Here is a 19,772-nt window from a genome sequence, read left to right as displayed (position 1 = left end):
TAGTTTGTCAATCAATCTAAAGTTTAAGTATAATAGAAGTTATGTCAATTAATATAGAAGAAAAATCATTGGAGTTGAAATCATATGTTAGTCAGTATGATACAAAAACATTTCTTGGAGATTTGAGTACTTTACTTCAAATGGTTCCTATGCAAAATATACCATATTCTTTAGAAGGTCTAGTAGCACCTCAGCGACAATTATTTTATCTAGCAGGATTGCATTTAACATCTAAAAAAGATGAAAATGAAGAGGTAAAATATCAATATACAGAAGAGGAATGGGATCATATAAAAATTCTTTTAATTGAAATTGAGAATGGATACGAAGAAAAATTTTATCCAAATGATGGTGAAGTTTTAGATGATATTGATGCACAAAAAAGGATAATTGCTCTTATGTATCATTTAAATTATTTTAATCAAGGTGATTTAAATTATGAAGAGCAGATTATTGAAAGGGTACTTAATTACTTCGCTCCATTTGAGAATGAAATTCAAGCACATTTTGGTTTAACATTAAGTGAATTTATTTCTGTATATAGATTTCTAGATGAAATGTTGCATCAAAAATTAAATTCTGTTTTACCTAGTCCAGAAGATAAAACGTGGGATGATATTGGTTTGGATAAATTCGTAGAGGGAATAACAAATCCAGATAAAATGCATTTAGCAGTACCTGAAAGTTATATTCGAATGTCGGAGAGTTTAATGGATCCCGGTAAGAAATATCGTTTTACACTAAAAGAATTAATCGATGAGTTTGGATCTAATATTTCAAATGCCTTTATAGATGCTTTATGCGTAAAAAGGCAAGAAAGTGCATTTTTATACTACACAGAAATAAATCCATATTTTAACTACCCTATTTTTGAAGTTGATAAAAACGAATATCAATCAATGGATATTAAACAGATTATAATTGCTATTTATAATCAGTTATTAGATTTTGTAGTTTCCAAAAGTTCAATAACGGAAGCTTTTTATAAGCACAGAGGTAACGAGTTAGAGAATAAAATTGTTAATCTATTTAAATCTCTTTTTGGAGAGGAAGCTTTTGTTTATCAAAGTTATTATACCGAAGTAGGTAATGAGCAGGATATTTTAATTTTATACAAGGGGATGGCTCTAATAATTGAGGCAAAGGCTTCCAAAAGAAGAGAACCTCGTTCTGATCCTGATAAAGCCTATGGGCTAATAAGAACCAATTTTGATAAAGTAATTCAAAAAGGTTATGATCAGGCTTTTAGAGTTAAAGAAAAATTTTTGAAAGGTGAAAAATTTTATATCTATGAGGATTTGGCACTTAAAAATCAAATTATTCAAATTAATACAAAAAATTACCATTCGGTTTTTAGTCTGATAGTAACCCTCGAGCGTTTTGGTCAAATACAAACTGATTTAGATAGTATGATAGATATTGATGAAAGAGATGAAATGCCTTTGTCTATTTGTATTGATGATTTAGAAGTTTTCTTGTTGAGTTTGAAAAAAAGAGGCTTTAAATTCTCGGAGTTACTTAGATATTTGAATTTAAGGGAATATCTGCATGGAGGACTTTTATGTGGTGATGAACTTGAAATTTGTGGGGCAATTCTTGATAAGCAAATTCCAGATAAACTTTTAAAATCTGATAAGATTATAAAAACTCATCCTGATCATGCTAAGATGTTTGATGATTATTATCATGAGGGATTAGGCTTTGAAAACGAAATAAATTTAGATCGAAAAACAAGCGGTAAATTTATAACATTGTTTAGATAGTTGATTATTTAAAAAATATAATGCAAATACGTGTTATTTTTAAAAAAATAATAGTCTTTGTGAAAATTTTAATGAATTGAAATCTGTGGGTACTATCTGTAGATATAGTTTGGTGGAGAAATAAGTAAATAGTTTTTAGGAATATAGGTGGGTTTTAAAGTTTTTAATAAATAAACGAGAATGACGAATTATGATTTTTCAACATTAAATTCTTTGGATTTCGAGAAATTGGCATGTGATCTGTTAAATCATGAATATAAGCAGAATTCATTATATGCATTTTTTAGATCTTTTAAGCCCGGAAAGGATTTAGGGATTGATTTGTTGCATTCTACAATCGAGAATGAATATGATATAGTTGTCCAGGTTAAGCATTATGTAAAAACCTCATATTCTACTTTAAAATCTGATTTAATTAAAAAGGAAAAACCGAAGGTTGATAAACTTAAACCTAGGCTTTATATTTTGGTCACATCTAGTGAATTGAATCCACAACAAAAAAAGGAAATTAAAGAAATATTTCATCCTTATATACCTTCATTAAATGAAATTTATGGAAGAGACGATTTAAATGGGATTCTTAGACTTAATAGTGCTATTGAGGAAAATCATTTTAAATTATGGTTTTCTAGCTTTGTTGTTTTAAATAAAATTTTAAATTATAAGTTTGATGGGAGAAGGAAGGAGTTTACAGAAAACGTATTAAAAAATAAGCTTAGGCTTTTTGTAGTTACACGTGATTTTTATCTGGCAAAAAATACTCTAGAAAAGAATAAGTTTTTGATTTTGACAGGTGAACCGGGTGTTGGTAAAACCACTTTGTCAGATATGCTTATCTACAATTATATTAAAAACGATTATGAGGTAAATATAGTTTATGAAAGCATTAAAGAAATAGAAGACACATTAAGATTAGATGATTCTAAACAAATATTTTATTTTGATGATTTTTTAGGCCATACTTATGCTGAGATATATAAATCTAAGTCAGCTGAGTCTATGCTTATTAAAATTATTAATAGAATAGAAAACTCTAAAAATAAATTATTAATTCTAAACACTCGTAAGTTTATACTTGCAAGTTTTTTGGAAGATTCTGAAAGATTGCGTGAATTTAATCCATTAAGAGCTGAAGCTAAGGTTGAATTGTTATCGTATAGTTATGGAGCTAAAAGAAGAATGCTTGATAACCACTTATTAGAATCAGGATTAAACGAAGAGCAATTAAGAGTAATAAAGGAATTAGCTCCATTTATTTGTAATCATTCTAATTTTATGCCTCGAATAATTGAATTTTTTACGGGGTCAAAAGTTTTGAAATTATTACCTAAGGATTATGAGTCTTTCATAAAAGATAATTTAAAAAATCCTAAACAAATTTGGAATCATGCTTATTCTAACCAAATCACAGACTATGATAGGTTTTTGCTTAATACACTTTTTTCTTTTGGAAGAGAAGTAGAGAATTTAGTTTTGGAAAGGGCTTATAATAGAAGAATTAAATTCGAGGTAGAAAATAATAATTTTAAAAAACCTATTGATTCATTCAAGGCTAGCTTAAGAAAGTTAAAAGACGGATTTATAAATATAAGTACAACTAGAGAGGTTCGAATTGGATTTATTAATCCCTCATTAGAGGATTTTCTTAATTATTATATTAGAGAAAATGAGGTTGAAATTGAACGTATACTTTCCAGTTCAATTTTAATAGAGCAATGGTATAATTTTTACAAGCCATATAAAAATGCGAAGGATGATTTAAATTCAGACTTATTAGAAATTTTTATCAAGTTTTTGGTTACTGTAATTAATCAAAATGAATCGGAAGAAGATATTTTTTTAGTTATTGTATTTTACAGCTACTTTTTTGAAAAAATAAGTTTAGAGTATTTCACTAAGCTTCTAAATAAGATAAAGACATGGCAGTTTTTGAAAAATAATATTTTAAGTCATCATTATTCAATGAAGCTCTTGTTTGATCTTAAAAGTGATAAAAAATTAAGTGTTCTAATATCAAACCTGCCTAATGAATTTTTTCTTAACACTCTATTGAATTTAGATAATATAGACGATATAATAGAATTAAATAGGATGCTTTTAAAGCATTATGAGGTAGATTTGTTCAAGTCACTAAAAGTTGAGAATTGCGTTCTTTCATTAAGTGTTTTAAAAAAGGAAATTATTAAAATTTTTGAAAGAGAGCTGAGCCATGCTTATGAAAGACTAATGGAAGCAACTGAAAAAAACACTCATATTGAAATAATTCAAAGAATAAACGACAATTATGATTATATTAAAGTTAATTTGTTTAATGACTTTTTTATAAACTATGATTTTTTATGCAGTCCTGATTGGAATAGGATATTTGAAAATAATTTAATAGAACAAGAAGTTCGAGGATATAAGATATCTAATGTAGATTTTGATCCAGATGTATATGACATTAATTTAGAAGTGTATGAAGATTATGACAAAGACTACCAATATGAACTACCAAATCCAGAAATTTCAGATAGGGTTTTTGATATAGGTCATGATGATACCCTTCCATTTTAGATTTATTAATTAAGGTATTTGTATATTCTTATACAGTCTGAATATTATCCTTCAAAGTATTGGCTTCGATTATTTTGTTTAAGATTTGTATTTAGTTCTGTTTGATGTTAAGCCATTGTCGTGGTAAAGGTGAAAATAGAGAGCCATCTGTACAGGAAAAATTGAGTGTAGCAATTCCGTATAGCTGTTATTTAACAACACTGCATTTTAAATTAAACTGGATCATTATATCTGTTGTTTATATTTCTCAGTCTCCGTTCTATCAATAATAGGGTTGAGAGTTTATGAACTATCTTTAATGTTTTTGTAACTTTTTTAGATTATTTTAGTAACAAATATTTTTAAATAGGTTACAAAATACTATCTTTACACTATGCTAAGTACAGATGATAAAATAGAACAAAAAATAAAAAACCTCAAACAGGGATCTATTGTCTTTACAGAAGACTTTCAGGATTACGGCAGTCCAGGAGCAGTTAAGGTCGCATTGCATCGTATAGTTAAAAAAGGGATGCTACATAATTTGGCTCGTGGCATCTATGCAAAACCAACATTTAGCAACTTACTTAACCAAGAGGTTTTACCTTCTACCGAAGAAGTAGCCAAAGCAATAGCCAAACGAGATAAGGCACGTATATTACCCACAGGTGCTTATGCGCAAAATATGTTAGGATTATCTACACAAGTGCCTTTAAAGCTGGTATATCTAACCGATGGTTCACCAAGAAAAATAACTATTGGTAATCGTACCATACAGTTTAAGAAAACAACAGCTAAAAACTTGGCACTAAAAGGTGAGATAAGCAAGTTGGTGGTACAGGCACTAAAAGAAATTGGAAAAGATAACGTAACAGACCACGAGCTGGAAACCATACATAAGCTGTTACTGAAGGAAGACATAAAAGAATTAAAACACGACATTAGATTAGCACCACAATGGATAGCAGAAATAATGGCAAAAGCATTGTAAATGGCAGCACAAGATTTTTATAAATTAAAAGATTCCGAAAAGGTAGAAGTTTTTACTGTGGCAGCACAACAAAAAGGTTTGCCTGTATATGCAGTAGAAAAAGATTGGTGGGTAGTACAAACGCTAGATATAATCTTTTCGCAGTTAGAGTTTGCAGATCACCTATTATTTAAAGGAGGAACATCATTAAGTAAAGCCTGGCATTTAATACAACGCTTTTCAGAAGATATAGATTTAGCCTTAAATAGAGAATATTTAGGTTTTGATGGTGGAATGATTAGCAAATCTCAAGTAAAAAAATTAAGAGAAAAATCTTTTGAATTTGTAACCACTGCATTTTATGAAGCTTTAAAAAAAGCATTCGTAGAAAAGGGATATACAAACGTAACCTTCGATTTTGAGGATTTAGGTGATGATGATCAAGATCCAGTGTCTATTTTAATCTATTATCCTGCGGTTACAGAGCATTCAGAATACGTGTTGCCAAGAGTAAAGGTAGAATTGGGTAGTCGCTCCTTAAAAGACCCTTTTACAAGTTGTGACATCATATCATTTGTAGGCGAAGAATTTTCAAAGCAACCATTTGCAGATACAGCTATAACGGTTCCCTGTGTAAACCCCGAACGTTCATATTTAGAGAAATTGTTTTTGTTGCACGAAGAGTTTAAAAAACCTAACAATAAAATACGTGTAGAACGTTTAAGCAGGCATTTGTATGATATTACCAAAATCTACAACAGTGAACATAAAAATAAAGCCTACAACCAAGAACTAATTGTTTCTATTATTGAACATAGAGAACGATTTAATGGAATGCGTGGTGTAGATTACGATACATTATATCCGCCAAACTTGAATCCTATTCCCCCTGAAGATTTTATAAAAGCCTGGGAAGACGATTATAAAACAATGCAAACTAATATGATTCCAGAAGATAGTCCAAGTTTTAAAGACCTTTTGGAGACCGTTAAACAAGCAACCCAGGAATACAACGCGTTGAAATTCCAATAAATAAGAAAAACGCAAACCAAAACAACCTGCTACGGAGAATATTAAGCATAGCAATATTTTTATTTAAATGACTGTTTAATTGTTGATTCATGTCAAGGAAAAGATTGGATCATTAATTACCTGTTTATGGTTTCCAGTTTCCTTTCTATCCAATTTAGTTCTTTAATGCTATTTTCATCATAAAAAACTACCACCATTTCTTTGAAAGTTAATTTCATATTTTTATAGCTGAGAGCTATATAATATGTTTTTATAGCTCAAAAATAAGTGAAATGTGAGCTATAAAATAAGATTTTATGGCTCAATGATTTTGTTAATCTATAATTTGGCAGCTTAAAAATGTTTTTTAACAGGTATCTTTCTTAGGTTTTTTGGAGATTAACAAAAGAATTATATTTACTTAAAAGAGGAAAATCCAAACATTCTGCTCAAGTATAGTTAAAAACCTAGTTTTTCTTTTATTTGAAAATCGTACAGGTCGTAGATGTCTCGCAAATTTATTTCATTTAATTCTTCAGCTTTGTGCTTTCTGTAATACCAATAAGAATTGAAAATCCCGCCTTTTAAGTACAGGTCAATAATATGTCGGTTTTCCTCAAAAGAATGCTTTATATCTTGTACGTAAAAGAAGTCTATGCCTATTTTGGCTTTTAAAAATCGTAACGATATGTTTTCACCAATTCTGGGTAAATATTTCAAAGGTTTGCAATTGAACGCTCCAAAATTTTTATTGTATTCTACATGAACTAGCATTGTCGTTTTGTTGAACTCAAATTCAAAGCCTTCGTCGAAAGCAAATAGCTTGTCGTAAATTTCAGTTAGTTGTTTTCGAAGCTGGTAAGACTTTAATCCTGTTACTGATTCTATTTCCTTCATTTTAGGATAAGGTATATCGTAATCGTTGTAATAATCTTTTGCCGATAAAAAGCTTATTAGTGGCTTGTATTTTTCCTTATTTCCAAACTCTTTAGAAACTTGTGGCCAAATAGACAATATACTGTATAAGATTTCTTTGGGAGTTGAAGAGTGTCTCATGATATTTAGGTATTGGTTATTAGGTTTTAAGTTAAAAAGAAATATTTAGACTTATTTATTCCGCTTCGAGATGTTTTAAATTTCAAGTCTTCATTTTAATTCGTCCTTCCCGGCTGTGGCCGTTATCACCTTTTTTTGCTAGCAAAGTAATAACATTTAGAAATTAATGGGACTGCATAACCAGGCTCATACTTCGCTCTTTTTATAAGTCCCTTATTAATTCTAAATATTCAAAAATTACAGCATCAAAAAAAGGTAACAGCTCACAGCTCTATGGGAAGTAAATTAAATTATTAAAGTCATGAAATCATATCAAAACATACCAAATACGAAGCGAAATAAAGCAAAATCAAAAAAGGAAAACGCTTCAGATATAATAAGTAAATCAATTATTAATCATTTAAATTTTAACATCATGAGTACAATTAAAAACAGAGTGCAGTTAATTGGTAACGTAGGGCAAGAGCCAACGATGACCATTTTAGAAGACGGAAAAAAGTTAGCCCGTATATCATTGGCTACAAATGAGCATTACAACAATGCCAAAGGCGAAAAACAAACCAATACCAGCTGGCACAATTTGGTAGCTTGGGGCAAAAAGGCCGACATCGTAGAAAAGTATGTAACAACAGGCAAAGAGATTGCTATTGAAGGGAAACTAACTTCCAGAAGTTATGAGGATAAAGAAGGCGTTAAACGCTATGTGACTGAAATTACAATTAGTGAAATCTTACTACTTAGTAAATAGAAGCAAAACAAAAGGGTGCTCCCTTTCAAATCAGCACCCTTTTTAAGCTTAAACCTTCAATTAGAAAGTTATGAAAAACAAAGTTAACGAAATACAGGTAAGCTATAAAGAAAACTTAAAAGCTTCTTTATCCATAAAATGCTCTTCAGATGCCAATGAGATTATTTTTAACCATTGGGATCAAAACACGATCGGATTACATGAATCGTTTAAAATCATGCTCTTAAACAATTCAAATAAAGTAAAAGGGATCTATGAATTATCCAGTGGTGGAATTACCGGAACTTTAGTAGATATTCGAATCCTTTTTGCCATCGCTTTAAAGACGCTTAGCACAGGCGTAATTTTGGTGCACAACCACCCAAGCGGCAAACTAAAACCGAGTGAAGTTGATAAACAACTGACAGAGAAAATTGTTAAGGCTTCCAAATTTTTAGATATAGCCGTTTTAGATCATCTCATTATTACACCTTCAGGTGAGTATTACAGTTTTGCCGATGATGGTATTTTATAGTTAAAATTAACATCAAATTACTCACAGGCCTTTGGATCATTCCTTAGGCCTTTTTCTTTTCAATTGCAAAGGGTCATTTTAGAAAAACTGACGTTTTGAAATCCCGATTTTTTGTAATTCATACGATTTGGTAACAAATGAATCCATTTGAGTCTAAACGGCGTTTTTCGATTTTAAAGGAATCACTTAACTTTAAAAGAAGCGGTTTAGGACTGAAAATGAGTACTCCGTTTTGAAAAATTTTGTCACGCTTTGGCGTGACGAAATCGAATAGCAAGAGGGCAATGCGCTAAAGCGGCATTGCGTTAATCTAAACCTTTGGTAGCCCCTGTAAACAAAGGGTTTGTGGTGTTTTTTAGTCGTTTTAGGTACTAGTGATAAACACCAAAATTATGTTAATGCCCTTGGAAAGCCTTATAAACACTGGGATGCATTAACATAATCAAGTAAATAACAAATAATAAAGAAATGAAACGTCGATTTTTGAGCATCAATTTCCATAAGGACACCGTAGAGAGGTTCAAGGGTTTTTGTGCCAAAGTTGGCGGATCCTATACCGAGACTCTGGAGCATATGATGGATTTTTTTGATACTTATCAATTATCTCCCATGGATGATCTTGGTCCTAATATGCGAGGAATAGAGGCCAATATTAAAAAACGGATCAATGCCCTGGTATCCATTATAAAAGAAATCGAAAAGAACCAGACCAAACCCACCACAGCGATGCTGCAATTGCTGTTTGAACAATCATCACCCAAACAAAATCAGCCCCGGCTCGTAGAGGTTAAAAAAAGTAATAAGCCAGTTAAGGATCCCTTTTTTGCCACCTCCATGGAGGCTATTGAACTGAGAAAAGAAAAGAACTCGATCAAGCGTGATTTAGTAGAGACCAAACAACAGTTCGAAGACATTTTGTTTTCCAAGATACATATTGTGAAAAGCAGTTTTGGAAAACCTAAACTTCAATTGGATATGACCGTGGAAGAGCTGGAGGCTCTAAAGGAAAAACTTAAAAACAGTTAGTTATGTACATCTCCATTACCAAACAACATTTAGATACCACATTTTCAAAAAGCTGTGGTGATTTTGTCGGTTATCTGGAAAAGGAAAACAGGGACAAGGCACCTGAGCATCAAGAGCACTTTTTTGACCAGCACAATGATCAGATGTCCCCCGAGCATGTTGTCAAGGAAATTGACAGCAATACCGCCAAGCTTAGAAAAAGTGAACCTAAATTTTATTCACTCACTATAAATCCAAGTCAAAGGGAACTGAAGCATATAGGCAATGACCCCGATAAATTACGACAATATGTTCGTGAGACCATGAAAGCGTATGCCAGTTCCTTTAACAGGGACACTCCAGTATCAGTAGATAGTATAAAATATTATGCTAAGATTGAATATGAACGTATCTATAAAGGGTTCGATAAGGAAATCAAGGAGAACCAACCTTACAGAGCTAAAATTGTTAAACTGGAACATGACCTAGTAAAAATTAGGAGAGGGGAATTAGCCGGCAACAGCCAAGATATTCAAAAGGCTATTGAAAAGCTCAGGGCTGAAGCACCACATCGAATGGATGGCAAGATGATAGAGCAGGGCATGAAAAAACAAGGCTTCCAGACCCATGTGCATATTATCGTCAGCAGAAAGGATGTGACCAATAAGCTTAGTTTGTCTCCGGGGAGTTCCTATAAGGCCTCAGAGGTTATGCTCAATGGTAGTTCTGTAAAACGAGGCTTTGATCGTGATGGTTTCTTTGAAAAGGCTGAAAAGACCTTTGACACCTTATTCAAATATGACCGAAACTTTGTGGAGCAATATTCTGCTCATAAAATGTATCAAAAGGATACTTATAAATTTTTTGCTCAAGTCATGGCACTACCAACAAATGAAAAAAGTGCCGCCTTTAAAATAATGGGAAAATCAGGAATGCAGATTCCAAATCTTAATATTCCAACCAATCAAGTCCAAATGGCTCTGAAGGCCTTCAAACAATTAAAAAGAACCATCGATGTGGCCAAAGATGCTGGCTCCATCGGTATTTAAAAACTCAATCTTATGTCAACACCTGTTTTAATTTTCAGTCTTTATGGAACAATGACCACTTTGATGGCTATTGGTTTTCGTTATAAGCGATTTGCCTTTGTCATTCATACCGTATTTATTCTAATGATTTGTTATCTGGTTTATCTTATGCATCCAGATAAGTTCATGAAAGTATTTGGAGCCTGGCTATTTCCCCTAACATTAATTAATTGCCTTCTTTTTGTTGTGGTGAACCCGGTATGGGAAAGCACCAAGACCGATCGCAAGTACATCATGAAAATCAAAATCAAGAATGGCTCGTTAAGACTCAAGAATATTCGCAGAGGGATTTCCGTTATTGGCTCTGCCGGAAGTGGTAAGACCGAATCGGTAGTCTATAACATGTTAAAGCATTTTCAGCAGTATCAATTTTGTGGTCTTATCCACGATTACAAGCATTTTGAGATTACGGAAATGGCGTATCCACTCTTTAAGGAATCTAGCCGCCCTTTTCATATTATTTCCTTTGATGATATCTATGCTAAGGTGAATCCCATTGCTCCAAGGTATATGCGGGATGAGGAAAGCGTGAATGAAGTATCAAGGGTATTGTTAGAAAATCTATTGGAACAACGTGAAACCAACGCTACAGGAGCTTCCAAATTCTTTAACGATGCTGTTGAAGGCCTTTTGGGTGGGCTTATATGGAAACTGAAGACGGCCTATCCAAAATACTGCACGCTTCCTCATTTGATTGCTACCTACCAATATTTAGATACGGATAGCCTAATGGATTTTTTAAGCTCTGATTATACCTCCAAGGCCATGGCCAATTCCTTTATTTTAGGAAGGGCATCAGAACGGCAAACAGCAGGAGTAATGAGCTCACTGGCGAATGCTCTCAAGAAAATCAGTACACAACGGATCTTTATGACCCTTTCGGCAGATGAAGTGCCTCTGGATATTAATAATCCTAAAAATCCTGCTGTTGTATCTATAGTGAACAATCCTAAATTTGAAACGGCATACTCTCCTGTGATTGCTACGATCATTCATACGATGACTAAACAGATGAGCATCCGCCATCAAGCCTCCTCTTTTCTTTTAATTGAAGAAGCACCTACCATCAGATTACTTAATATGCACCGCATACCAGCAACCTTAAGAAGTTATGATATTTCAACGGTTTATGTGATGCAGGATAAGACCCAAAATGATATGATGTACGGGGATAAGGCAAGTCGTGCCATACTGAGTAATTTGTCCTACCAGTTTTTTGGAAAAGCGAACGACCCGGACACAGCTAAGTATTATGAACGTTTTTTTGAAATCGTTAAGAAGCCAACGAAGACAGTCAGCAAAAGCCAGAATAGTCTGGATTTTGATTCCAGGATCAGCACAGGAGAGAAGGAGGTCAGCAAAATACGTTCAGATGTATTCTTTCGATTGAAGGAAGGGGAGTTTATTTCTTTTGCAGATGGAAAGGATCGTAAGGTGCGATTTAAAATGCCTAGAATAGCTAGAGAATTACCGCCGCCAGTACATCGTTACAATGATGCAGAAATACAAGCAAACTTTGAGCGGATTCATCTGGAAGTAAGACAGCTATTTCAGGTGAAATCAAACCATGACGAGCAAAGTTAAAAGCAGAAAAAAAAGGGAATCAACTTGAAATGATTCCCTTTTTTAATATGTTATAAAGTAAATTTATTTTTTATCCAACAGCTTTTCTAAATACGCTACTTTGTCTTTTTCTGCTTGAAGGAGCTTTTTATATAACTCTTCAATTTTATCAGCTTGTTCTAAAATTTTATCAATAGGATTGAACGTCGGATTATAAAGAACCCCATTTAGGACTGAATTGTCATGGAATGAGTTCGAAATAATATTTAATACAGACTCATCTGAAAAATTTTTAATAGCTTCAGTAGTAACCCCAAGGATTTTAGCAACTTTTTCTAACTTTTCATCTTCCACAGTTTCACTTTGTTCTAATAAAGACACACTTTGTTGGCTAATGCCTAATTCTAAAGCAAGGGCTTCCTGCTTCATGCCTCGAAGTTCTCTGATGCGGCTAATTTTTCTGCCGATGTGATTTGGTTTTGTTGCTGTATTCATAGGTTAAATATACAATAGTTTCTCTCGGTTTGTATTGTAAAGATAGTTGAATTTTCCGTAATAATCTTGGTAAACTACCAGATTTCATTGGTAAAATACAAGTGGCCGTGGTTCGGTACGGGAAAATATGGTAGTTCCTTTATTGAGAACCAAAGGAACATATTATGGAAGCCGAACAAATAAAAGCAATTATTTATGGTGAAGAGCCAATTGCCATTTTAAAATATTTTGAATGGCCAATCTTCTCCGGTGATTATACCGAGTCCAAGTATAAGCTACTTAGAATAAGTAAGAAGAATGATATTGAGGAAATCCGCATTCCTTTTAATATCGTCCCCTTTGTTATGTCCAAGCTTGATTGTTTTGAAGAGGCATCTAACACACGTTCAGGAGTGGTTTGGGAAAGAGGACAATTCAAGCAAAAGGTCAAACGCCTTGTCTCAACGCCTAAGATTAACCAGTTTATAAATCAAAAGTAACTTTTAAAAAACCAGTATTATGGAAACTACAGAGATTAATATCAAAGAACGAGATGTCCCCAACAACTTAAATGAAGTCATAGCTAAGATTGTGGAGGCAATAGATGTCGGACACATTTACCTTAATAGGGGAACGGACAGACATGCGTTCAAAAACAGATTGAACATTATTACAAAGATGGCACAAAATGATATGTCTGAGCATATCATAGCCCTTATAAACTCGATTTTACAACACTATCCAGATTATAGTTGCCGTGTCTTTACCTTCAGTTATGCATGTAGCGAAGCCCAACATGGAAACCAATACTTTCTAAACTACTGCCATGAAAAAGACCTTGTTTTCAAAGCGGAACAGGAAAACCAAATAATAGCTTTGCCAGATGCCAAACTAACCAAGCTAATTGAAAATATTAAGAAGGACTTTAAGGGGGATATGTCCAGAATGAAGGCATTTAAAAAAGGGTTTCACTATTTCAGAGAACAAAAACAACTACCTCAAAGTGCATTTATGGCACACCAGACCTTTGAGCAAGGGTATAGAGTTTTGGAGCGATTCATATGCGGCAAGACCAAGAGATGTCATAGTATTAAGAATCATCAAACCTATGTATTAAAATCATTAAACAAACTCGAAGGAGCTTTTCAAATAGAATCCGACGTTGACAGTAAATTACTTGACTTATTGGAAGACGCCTATTCGTCTGCCAGGTATACCAATAACTATGATATAGGCAAAGAGGACATCGAGCAGCTATCTCAAAAATTAGGGCTGTTTATTAAGGAGGTTGAGTTTTGGTTTAATTATGAGCTGTCCAATTTTGAGCAAAATATAAAAGCAGAAAATCTTAACGGTTATCACAATCAAACCATAAAAGAGCCAATACCTAGTGTAGAACGGGAGTTTCTATACCGCAAACTTGAATTTGATAATCCTTATGAAATGCTGTGTCTGGCAAAATCCCTGATGCTTACCTGTGCTACCTGTTTACAGGATGATGTCGAACCACCAATGAATGTAAATGGTTTTTATTTTGAAATCAATGAAGTACTGCAATTAGCAATCCGACTTTTACCCCTTAACGAAACAAGCCCATAGAAATCATGAAAAACAAAGCGAACAAGAAGAATAAAAAGAAACTTCAAAAAGCCGTTACAAATCTGGAAAGAGTAAGAGAATTGAGCCAAGAAAATTTCAAGTTGTTATCCCCAATTGGAGGTAAGAATAAGGGCAATTATTTGAACTATGGTCGGGTGTATAACTATGTAGACCTATTTAATACGCTAAAATCTATGCTCAATGTTAGTATTCTGGCTCTAGAAGATAGGCAAGATCTAACCTTAGATATTAGTAACAAGGAATCAGATGTGAAAAGGGTGTTGGAGTTTGCTAAGAACCTGATTCCATTTGAAGAAGGGATTTACCTAGATGAAATGGGAAAGCTTATGTTATCCGATGAAAAATTAAATAAGAAAACCTATGAAACGCAAGATTAAACAAATCAAAAAAATTAAAGACATACTCGATGCCCATTCGGGTATGAAAATTGAACCTTATGGAAACCGGACACAGAAAACCATCAGTATAGAGGTTTCTAATAACGAGGATATAACCGGCTATATAGAGGAACTTTTAAAGGTCTGCTATTATTGTTTGGACGGTAATGGGGTGTTTACATCTCCTGCCTATCGAAGTAATATTGCGGAGCAAAGTGTCACCAAGGTTATAGAGCTGATCTTAGAGTTATTACCACACCAACAGATGTACTGTTTGGATTGCATTGATGAAATTCTAAAAAATAAAGGAGACGATGAAAAAGAAAAAAGCCAAAAAACAACTTCAAAAGAAGAATAGAAAAAGCCTTAAGGAGCTGCACAAATCGGCTGAGGAACATTATAGGCTGCTAACCCCGACACCCAAGCATGTCTATCGGAAGGGAAACTATATAAACTTTGCTTACATAAAGAATTATGAGCATCTAGGCTATACCCTTGAAGCAGTTATGAATCTATGCATCATGGCATTGGATGGCTATGATCCAAACGATGAAGCAAGGGACATTAAAGAGGCACACAAGCAATTTGCCGATGTACTGGAATTTTTCAGGAGGTTGATACCACATGAGGAATTGGCGTTTTTGGATAAATCCAGAAGACTATTGCAAGATAATGATTAAAGAAATAAATCTTTGGAACTATGGAAGAAAGCAATAAATATAATAAGAAAGCTGATAAAGAAAAACTGGAAGCTATTAAAGAACTTTTAAGGCCGAGAAAATGCAGATCCTTTAAAAACGGGGAGGAGATATCCCAAGAAGTAATCTTTCATGTCAGTGACAATAGCGAATTACGCTATGTGATCTCCTGTCTGTTAAGGGTAAGTATAGCTGCACTGGAACTTGAGGGAACATCAAGTTCGCCAAGAACACCATATCTTTCAAATGAATTGGCTATAGTGACTATACTTGAACTGATAAACGATATTTTGCCTGATGAACAATTGGAAAGCTATGATGCTATAGAAAAACTTTTATTAGAAAGGAATTTTTAGAAGAAAGCCTCTTTTTAAGTTTTTTTTAGTTTGAAGATTCATTGTATAAAAATTTTCCAAGAATGATTAATAACATAATTTAAAAAGATGTTTTATGGAAATGGTATATAGTCATTTTCTGGTAATCTCTAAAAATTTCATATAAAGTTATTGTAGGAAATAGTTTAAATAAAAGCGATTGTTTATATTTGAAATGAATAGCATTTAAAAATATTCGCTAATTAAAATTTAACAAATTATACTTATAGATTGTTATTTTTATCAGGAATATGAAGCTGATTAAAGATTATGATATAAGTATTTAACAAGTTTGCAACAACTATAACCCTACATATGGCACATAAATGCTTTATAAGCTTTAAGACAGAGGATATTGCATATAAAAATCATATTCGAGATGCAATGGATATAGATATGATAGATAAGTCATTAAATGAACCCATCAATTCGTTTGATGATGACTATATTATGCGAAAAATTCGAGAAGATTATCTTTCTGATTCAACTGTAACAATTTTCTTAATTGGCACACGAAGTTCTGAAGACCTTGGTTCTCACGAACAACGATATATTAAAAAAGAATTACAAGCATCGCTTTATAACGGGCAAAATAATTCGAAAAGTGGAATTTTAGGAATAGTTCTTCCGTCAATGTACGACTCAGTCTATCAAGGTTCTTATAATTGTCCCACCTGCGGAGGTTCTCATAATTATGTTGGAATTAATGACTCAACTGTTATAAAAGAATTTAACCACAATTATTACATACCAGCATACGGCAAATGTTCTTGGAGTGAGGACGACAGATATTGTGTACTTGTAAAATGGAGTGATTTTGTGCAAAATCCAGAGTTCTATATTGATAAGGCTTTTGATAAAAGAAGTAAACCAATTGCAGATAAAACTAAAGTTAAGCCATAATGGAATTAAAAGATTTCCCAAATTATTTTCAGGCTGCTGATAGCATCTCTATTAAATCTCAAAAATCATATCTGAATATTATTCGTATAGATTTAATTTCAATGATTATTGCAGCATTACTCGCTATTTATAGTTTTCAAGATGTTTCTCAAAAATTTTGGGTTTATAGTTTTACTGGATTATTTCTGCTTATAGGTTTGATATTAACTATCGTTTTAAAAAGTAAAAAATACGAGGACATTTGGTATCAAGGAAGAGCTTTGGCAGAATCAAGTAAAACACTTACTTGGAGATTTGTAACTTGTGCCGAATATTTTGAACAAGGTTTAAACATAAACACTGCAAAAGAAAGATTTATTCAGAGAATTAGAGAAGTTTCGAACGAATTTAAGGATTTATCAAAATCTATGGATTCTAAAATACTGAACCAAGAAATTATTACGTCTAAAATGGTTGAATTAAGAAATCTCTCAATGTACGAGCGAAAAAGCTACTACATTAAAAATAGAATAGAAGACCAACAAGGTTGGTATTCAAAAAAAGCTGAATGGAATAAAGTCAGATATAATTTTTGGTTTTGGGTAATCATAGCTTCTCAATTTCTGGCATTAATATCTATTGTAGTTCTTATGAATAATCCAGAAAGTAATTGGAATGTCGTAGGATTGTTAACTACAATTGCTTCTTCAGCAATTAGTTGGTTACAAATAAAACAACATCAAGAACAAAAACAGGCTTACACAACAGCATCTGAAGAGTTAAATTTCATTAAGCAACTATCTTACAATGTAAGCACAGAAGAAGAACTATCTGAATTCATTCTAGATTCAGAAAATGCTATTTCCAGAGAACACACACTTTGGTTGGCACAAAGACGAAAGTAAATGAAGAAAGGATTAAATAAGGCAAATGTCTATGAAAATATTGAGTGGTTATTGACAGCCTACGATTCCTCAAATTTTAAGAAAAGACCTTGTGTTTTTTTAAGTCATAAGAAAGAAGATAAAGTTGAATGTAGAAAAATAGCGGAATACTTAAAACAAGCAGAAATCGACTACTATTTAGATGAGTTAGATAATGAACTTCAAATTGCAGCAAGAGAAAAAGATCCAATAAAAATTACAGAAAGTATAAAAGAAGGGATTAGGAATAGTACCCATATGCTAGTTGTTGTTTCCGAGAAAACGTACAAATCTCAATGGGTTCCATTTGAAGTTGGTTATGGACATTCAGCAATTTTAGACAAAGGTTTAAAAAAAGATGAAAAACCAGATAGAATAAAACTATCTATTTTGACATTAAAAGACATATCAGAAAGAAGTCTTCCAGATTATATGCAAGTTGGAAATATTATTAGAGGAACTAAAAGTCTAAATAATTACATATCAAAAATCACTAATCGAATGGAAAATTCATTGATTCAGGAAAAACGTGTTTTCTCTGCTTCAAATATGAAACATCCATTAGATGGTGTCCTAAATTGGACATTGTGAAAAAATATCAGTTACTAACAACGAATCTTGTGAAAAATTGCTATTAATCCCTAAAAACAAGAGTAAAATATTTAAGAACAACCTTATTGTTAAGGATAAAGTAAAGAATCCGTTAGCTACAATTTAATGAACTTAACACCAAAAGACAACCCTCAAGAATTTAATAAAGTTTTATTTCAAGAAATCGGAATAAATCTTTTCAAACATAAATATTTAAAGGACTATATAGATGGAGTTCAAAGTGGAATCCGAAAGCTATATGATGCTTCATTAATCAATAAGACTGGAGATGGCTGGATTCTAATATTACACGGAGATATTCTTTTAATTTATGGACATAATTGGAATAAAGCGCAGTTTAGTGAAATAAAGCAAATATTTGACTTGAACGACTACACGAATTATGCGGCTGGTGGGGAAGCTAAATTAATTGGAGAATTAATTGAATATTTCAAGGTTGACAAATATACCGTTCGGAAAGAAAGAATATTTTACAAATCGGACAAAATAATAGATTTTGAAACAAATGGACTCAAAATTGAATTAGGCAAAATGTCAGAACTGAATGAATTGGCTATAATGCTTCAACTGTACTATCACGAAGAATATAAGGGAGAGAATGATAAATCATTGTCGGAGATGCAGCAAAGAATGTTTCAACTAATACATACAGCTAAAGTTTATACACTTAAGAATAAATCAAATAATCTCTTAAGCTTTTGTTCAATTATAGACCCTGATATCGGAATATTGTTTACAAATCCAGAACACAGAGAAAAAGGTTATGGCAAAATCTTACTTTCTCATTGCTCGAAATTATTGGAAAATGAGAATGGAGCTGTTTATGTAATGACTGATAGAAATGAAGTCGGATCAAACCGAGTTTGCAAGGCAGTTGGTTTTAATTCAATATATGAATTTTCAATGATTGAAATAAATTATGGATAACAAACTGTTCTCATTGCGGTTGAAATCCTTTAATAGAATTAAGAAATAAAAAATCTAATATAAGGTTAGAAACTAATTTAGAGTAAGGTCTAAGCTTTAACTTGGGTAAACAGTGTCACCTAGCGAACAATTTGAAAAAATGGAAAAATATAAATTGACAAATAAAACTTTAGAGAAAAATTTGCCATACGCAAAAGGCCTTGAAAGGGAATTATTGGATGCAGACACAGCGCAAAAACAAAATGAAATTTCAAGACGGATGCTTCGAAAGTTAAAATGGGAAAACATAACTAATTTGATTTATTTAATGATTGGAGGATTAATAACTTTCTTTTTTACAAATATTTTGGGATCAGCTTCCGAAAACGAAACCTTAAAGGAAATACATAATCTACAAACCGAAATAAGCGTGTTAAAATTGGGATACGAAAACAGTCTGAGAGAACAGAACACAATAATATTCGAATTAAAAAGGAAATTAGATTCTTTAAATACCGAAAAGCGGAATTAAAAACACGTGCCAACAAAATGTCCTAGCCACGCTTAGGGAGAATTCGACTACTTCCGATTTCACACGGAGTTGTTAACGTAAGTGCTAAACCGGAAAACAAATTAAACCAACCAACAACTAG

At 32.5% G+C, this 19,772-nt stretch carries 22 protein-coding genes; 20 read left to right on the top strand and 2 right to left on the bottom strand.

Translation table 11 applies throughout. The features are described from left to right. Window positions 1–41: 41 nt before the first annotated feature. The 4 genes from ICJ83_RS14585 (at window position 42) to ICJ83_RS14570 (ending at window position 6,300) form a co-directional block, all read left to right on the top strand. Window positions 42–1,763: a hypothetical protein gene (locus ICJ83_RS14585; RefSeq protein ID WP_188231139.1), complete on the top strand. Its 1,722-nt coding sequence runs from the start codon at window positions 42–44 to the stop codon at window positions 1,761–1,763. Between the two features lie 180 nt (window positions 1,764–1,943). Then, entirely contained in the window at window positions 1,944–4,319 is a 2,376-nt protein-coding gene (locus ICJ83_RS14580; protein ID WP_188231138.1) for an ATP-binding protein, read from the top strand. Window positions 4,320–4,692: 373 nt separating this feature from the next. Continuing rightward, window positions 4,693–5,289, top strand: coding sequence for a DUF6088 family protein (locus ICJ83_RS14575; protein WP_188231137.1), 597 nt, complete (start codon window positions 4,693–4,695; stop codon window positions 5,287–5,289). Next, window positions 5,290–6,300, top strand: coding sequence for a nucleotidyl transferase AbiEii/AbiGii toxin family protein (locus ICJ83_RS14570; RefSeq protein ID WP_188231136.1), 1,011 nt, complete (start codon window positions 5,290–5,292; stop codon window positions 6,298–6,300). 438 nt (window positions 6,301–6,738) lie between these two features. Here ICJ83_RS14570 and ICJ83_RS14565 read toward each other — a convergent pair whose 3' ends face one another. Then, entirely contained in the window at window positions 6,739–7,335 is a 597-nt protein-coding gene (locus ICJ83_RS14565) for a hypothetical protein (protein ID WP_188231135.1), read from the bottom strand. A gap of 415 nt (window positions 7,336–7,750) precedes the next feature. Here ICJ83_RS14565 and ICJ83_RS14560 point away from each other — a divergent pair, with 415 nt between their 5' ends. The 5 genes from ICJ83_RS14560 (at window position 7,751) to ICJ83_RS14540 (ending at window position 12,274) form a co-directional block, all read left to right on the top strand. Beyond that, window positions 7,751–8,083 carry a single-stranded DNA-binding protein gene (locus tag ICJ83_RS14560; protein ID WP_188231158.1) on the top strand — a complete coding sequence of 111 codons (333 nt, stop codon included), beginning with the start codon at window positions 7,751–7,753 and terminating at the stop codon, window positions 8,081–8,083. 70 nt (window positions 8,084–8,153) lie between these two features. Further along, the gene (locus ICJ83_RS14555; protein WP_188231134.1) at window positions 8,154–8,597 is read left to right on the top strand and encodes a JAB domain-containing protein; all 444 of its coding nucleotides are present in this window, start codon (window positions 8,154–8,156) and stop codon (window positions 8,595–8,597) included. Between the two features lie 468 nt (window positions 8,598–9,065). Next, a complete protein-coding gene (locus ICJ83_RS14550; protein WP_188231133.1) occupies window positions 9,066–9,623 on the top strand; it encodes a BfmA/BtgA family mobilization protein in 558 nt (185 codons plus the stop codon). 2 nt (window positions 9,624–9,625) lie between these two features. Next, entirely contained in the window at window positions 9,626–10,651 is a 1,026-nt protein-coding gene (mobB, locus tag ICJ83_RS14545; RefSeq protein ID WP_188231132.1) for a MobB family relaxase, read from the top strand. 12 nt (window positions 10,652–10,663) lie between these two features. Beyond that, window positions 10,664–12,274 (top strand): type IV secretory system conjugative DNA transfer family protein, encoded by a 1,611-nt coding sequence (locus ICJ83_RS14540; RefSeq protein ID WP_223154794.1) that lies wholly within the window; start codon window positions 10,664–10,666, stop codon window positions 12,272–12,274. A gap of 63 nt (window positions 12,275–12,337) precedes the next feature. Here ICJ83_RS14540 and ICJ83_RS14535 read toward each other — a convergent pair whose 3' ends face one another. Next, the gene (locus ICJ83_RS14535) at window positions 12,338–12,748 is read right to left on the bottom strand and encodes a helix-turn-helix domain-containing protein (RefSeq protein ID WP_188231131.1); all 411 of its coding nucleotides are present in this window, start codon (window positions 12,746–12,748) and stop codon (window positions 12,338–12,340) included. 164 nt (window positions 12,749–12,912) lie between these two features. Between ICJ83_RS14535 and ICJ83_RS14530 the strand changes: the two genes are divergently transcribed. The 11 genes from ICJ83_RS14530 to ICJ83_RS14480 all read left to right on the top strand — a co-directional run bounded on the left by ICJ83_RS14530 (window position 12,913) and on the right by ICJ83_RS14480 (window position 19,651). Beyond that, complete coding sequence (locus tag ICJ83_RS14530) at window positions 12,913–13,227, top strand: hypothetical protein (RefSeq protein WP_188231130.1); 315 nt, start codon at window positions 12,913–12,915, stop codon at window positions 13,225–13,227. Window positions 13,228–13,387: 160 nt separating this feature from the next. After that, window positions 13,388–14,326 (top strand): HEPN domain-containing protein, encoded by a 939-nt coding sequence (locus ICJ83_RS14525; RefSeq protein ID WP_188231129.1) that lies wholly within the window; start codon window positions 13,388–13,390, stop codon window positions 14,324–14,326. 5 nt (window positions 14,327–14,331) lie between these two features. Continuing rightward, window positions 14,332–14,724 carry a hypothetical protein gene (locus ICJ83_RS14520; protein ID WP_188231128.1) on the top strand — a complete coding sequence of 131 codons (393 nt, stop codon included), beginning with the start codon at window positions 14,332–14,334 and terminating at the stop codon, window positions 14,722–14,724. Continuing rightward, window positions 14,708–15,082 carry a hypothetical protein gene (locus ICJ83_RS14515; RefSeq protein ID WP_188231127.1) on the top strand — a complete coding sequence of 125 codons (375 nt, stop codon included), beginning with the start codon at window positions 14,708–14,710 and terminating at the stop codon, window positions 15,080–15,082. The genes ICJ83_RS14520 and ICJ83_RS14515 overlap by 17 nt, the downstream gene beginning before the upstream one ends. Then, a complete protein-coding gene (locus ICJ83_RS14510; RefSeq protein ID WP_188231126.1) occupies window positions 15,039–15,404 on the top strand; it encodes a hypothetical protein in 366 nt (121 codons plus the stop codon). Before ICJ83_RS14515 ends, ICJ83_RS14510 begins: the two co-directional genes overlap by 44 nt. Before the next feature lie 20 nt (window positions 15,405–15,424). Further along, window positions 15,425–15,778 carry a hypothetical protein gene (locus ICJ83_RS14505; RefSeq protein ID WP_188231125.1) on the top strand — a complete coding sequence of 118 codons (354 nt, stop codon included), beginning with the start codon at window positions 15,425–15,427 and terminating at the stop codon, window positions 15,776–15,778. 333 nt (window positions 15,779–16,111) lie between these two features. Further along, a complete protein-coding gene (locus ICJ83_RS14500; RefSeq protein ID WP_188231124.1) occupies window positions 16,112–16,699 on the top strand; it encodes a TIR domain-containing protein in 588 nt (195 codons plus the stop codon). Continuing rightward, entirely contained in the window at window positions 16,699–17,583 is an 885-nt protein-coding gene (locus ICJ83_RS14495; RefSeq protein ID WP_188231123.1) for a DUF4231 domain-containing protein, read from the top strand. Before ICJ83_RS14500 ends, ICJ83_RS14495 begins: the two co-directional genes overlap by 1 nt. After that, window positions 17,584–18,192 (top strand): toll/interleukin-1 receptor domain-containing protein, encoded by a 609-nt coding sequence (locus ICJ83_RS14490; protein WP_188231122.1) that lies wholly within the window; start codon window positions 17,584–17,586, stop codon window positions 18,190–18,192. A 126-nt stretch (window positions 18,193–18,318) separates the two neighbouring features. Further along, a complete protein-coding gene (locus ICJ83_RS14485; RefSeq protein ID WP_188231121.1) occupies window positions 18,319–19,140 on the top strand; it encodes a GNAT family N-acetyltransferase in 822 nt (273 codons plus the stop codon). 139 nt (window positions 19,141–19,279) lie between these two features. Next, the gene (locus ICJ83_RS14480) at window positions 19,280–19,651 is read left to right on the top strand and encodes a hypothetical protein (protein ID WP_188231120.1); all 372 of its coding nucleotides are present in this window, start codon (window positions 19,280–19,282) and stop codon (window positions 19,649–19,651) included. The last annotated feature ends 121 nt before the right edge of the window (window positions 19,652–19,772 follow it).

It is taken from the genome of Aestuariibaculum sediminum (assembly GCF_014596945.1).
Lineage (GTDB): Bacteria > Bacteroidota > Bacteroidia > Flavobacteriales > Flavobacteriaceae > Aestuariibaculum > Aestuariibaculum sediminum.
This window is presented reverse-complemented; position numbering and strand designations above follow the sequence as displayed.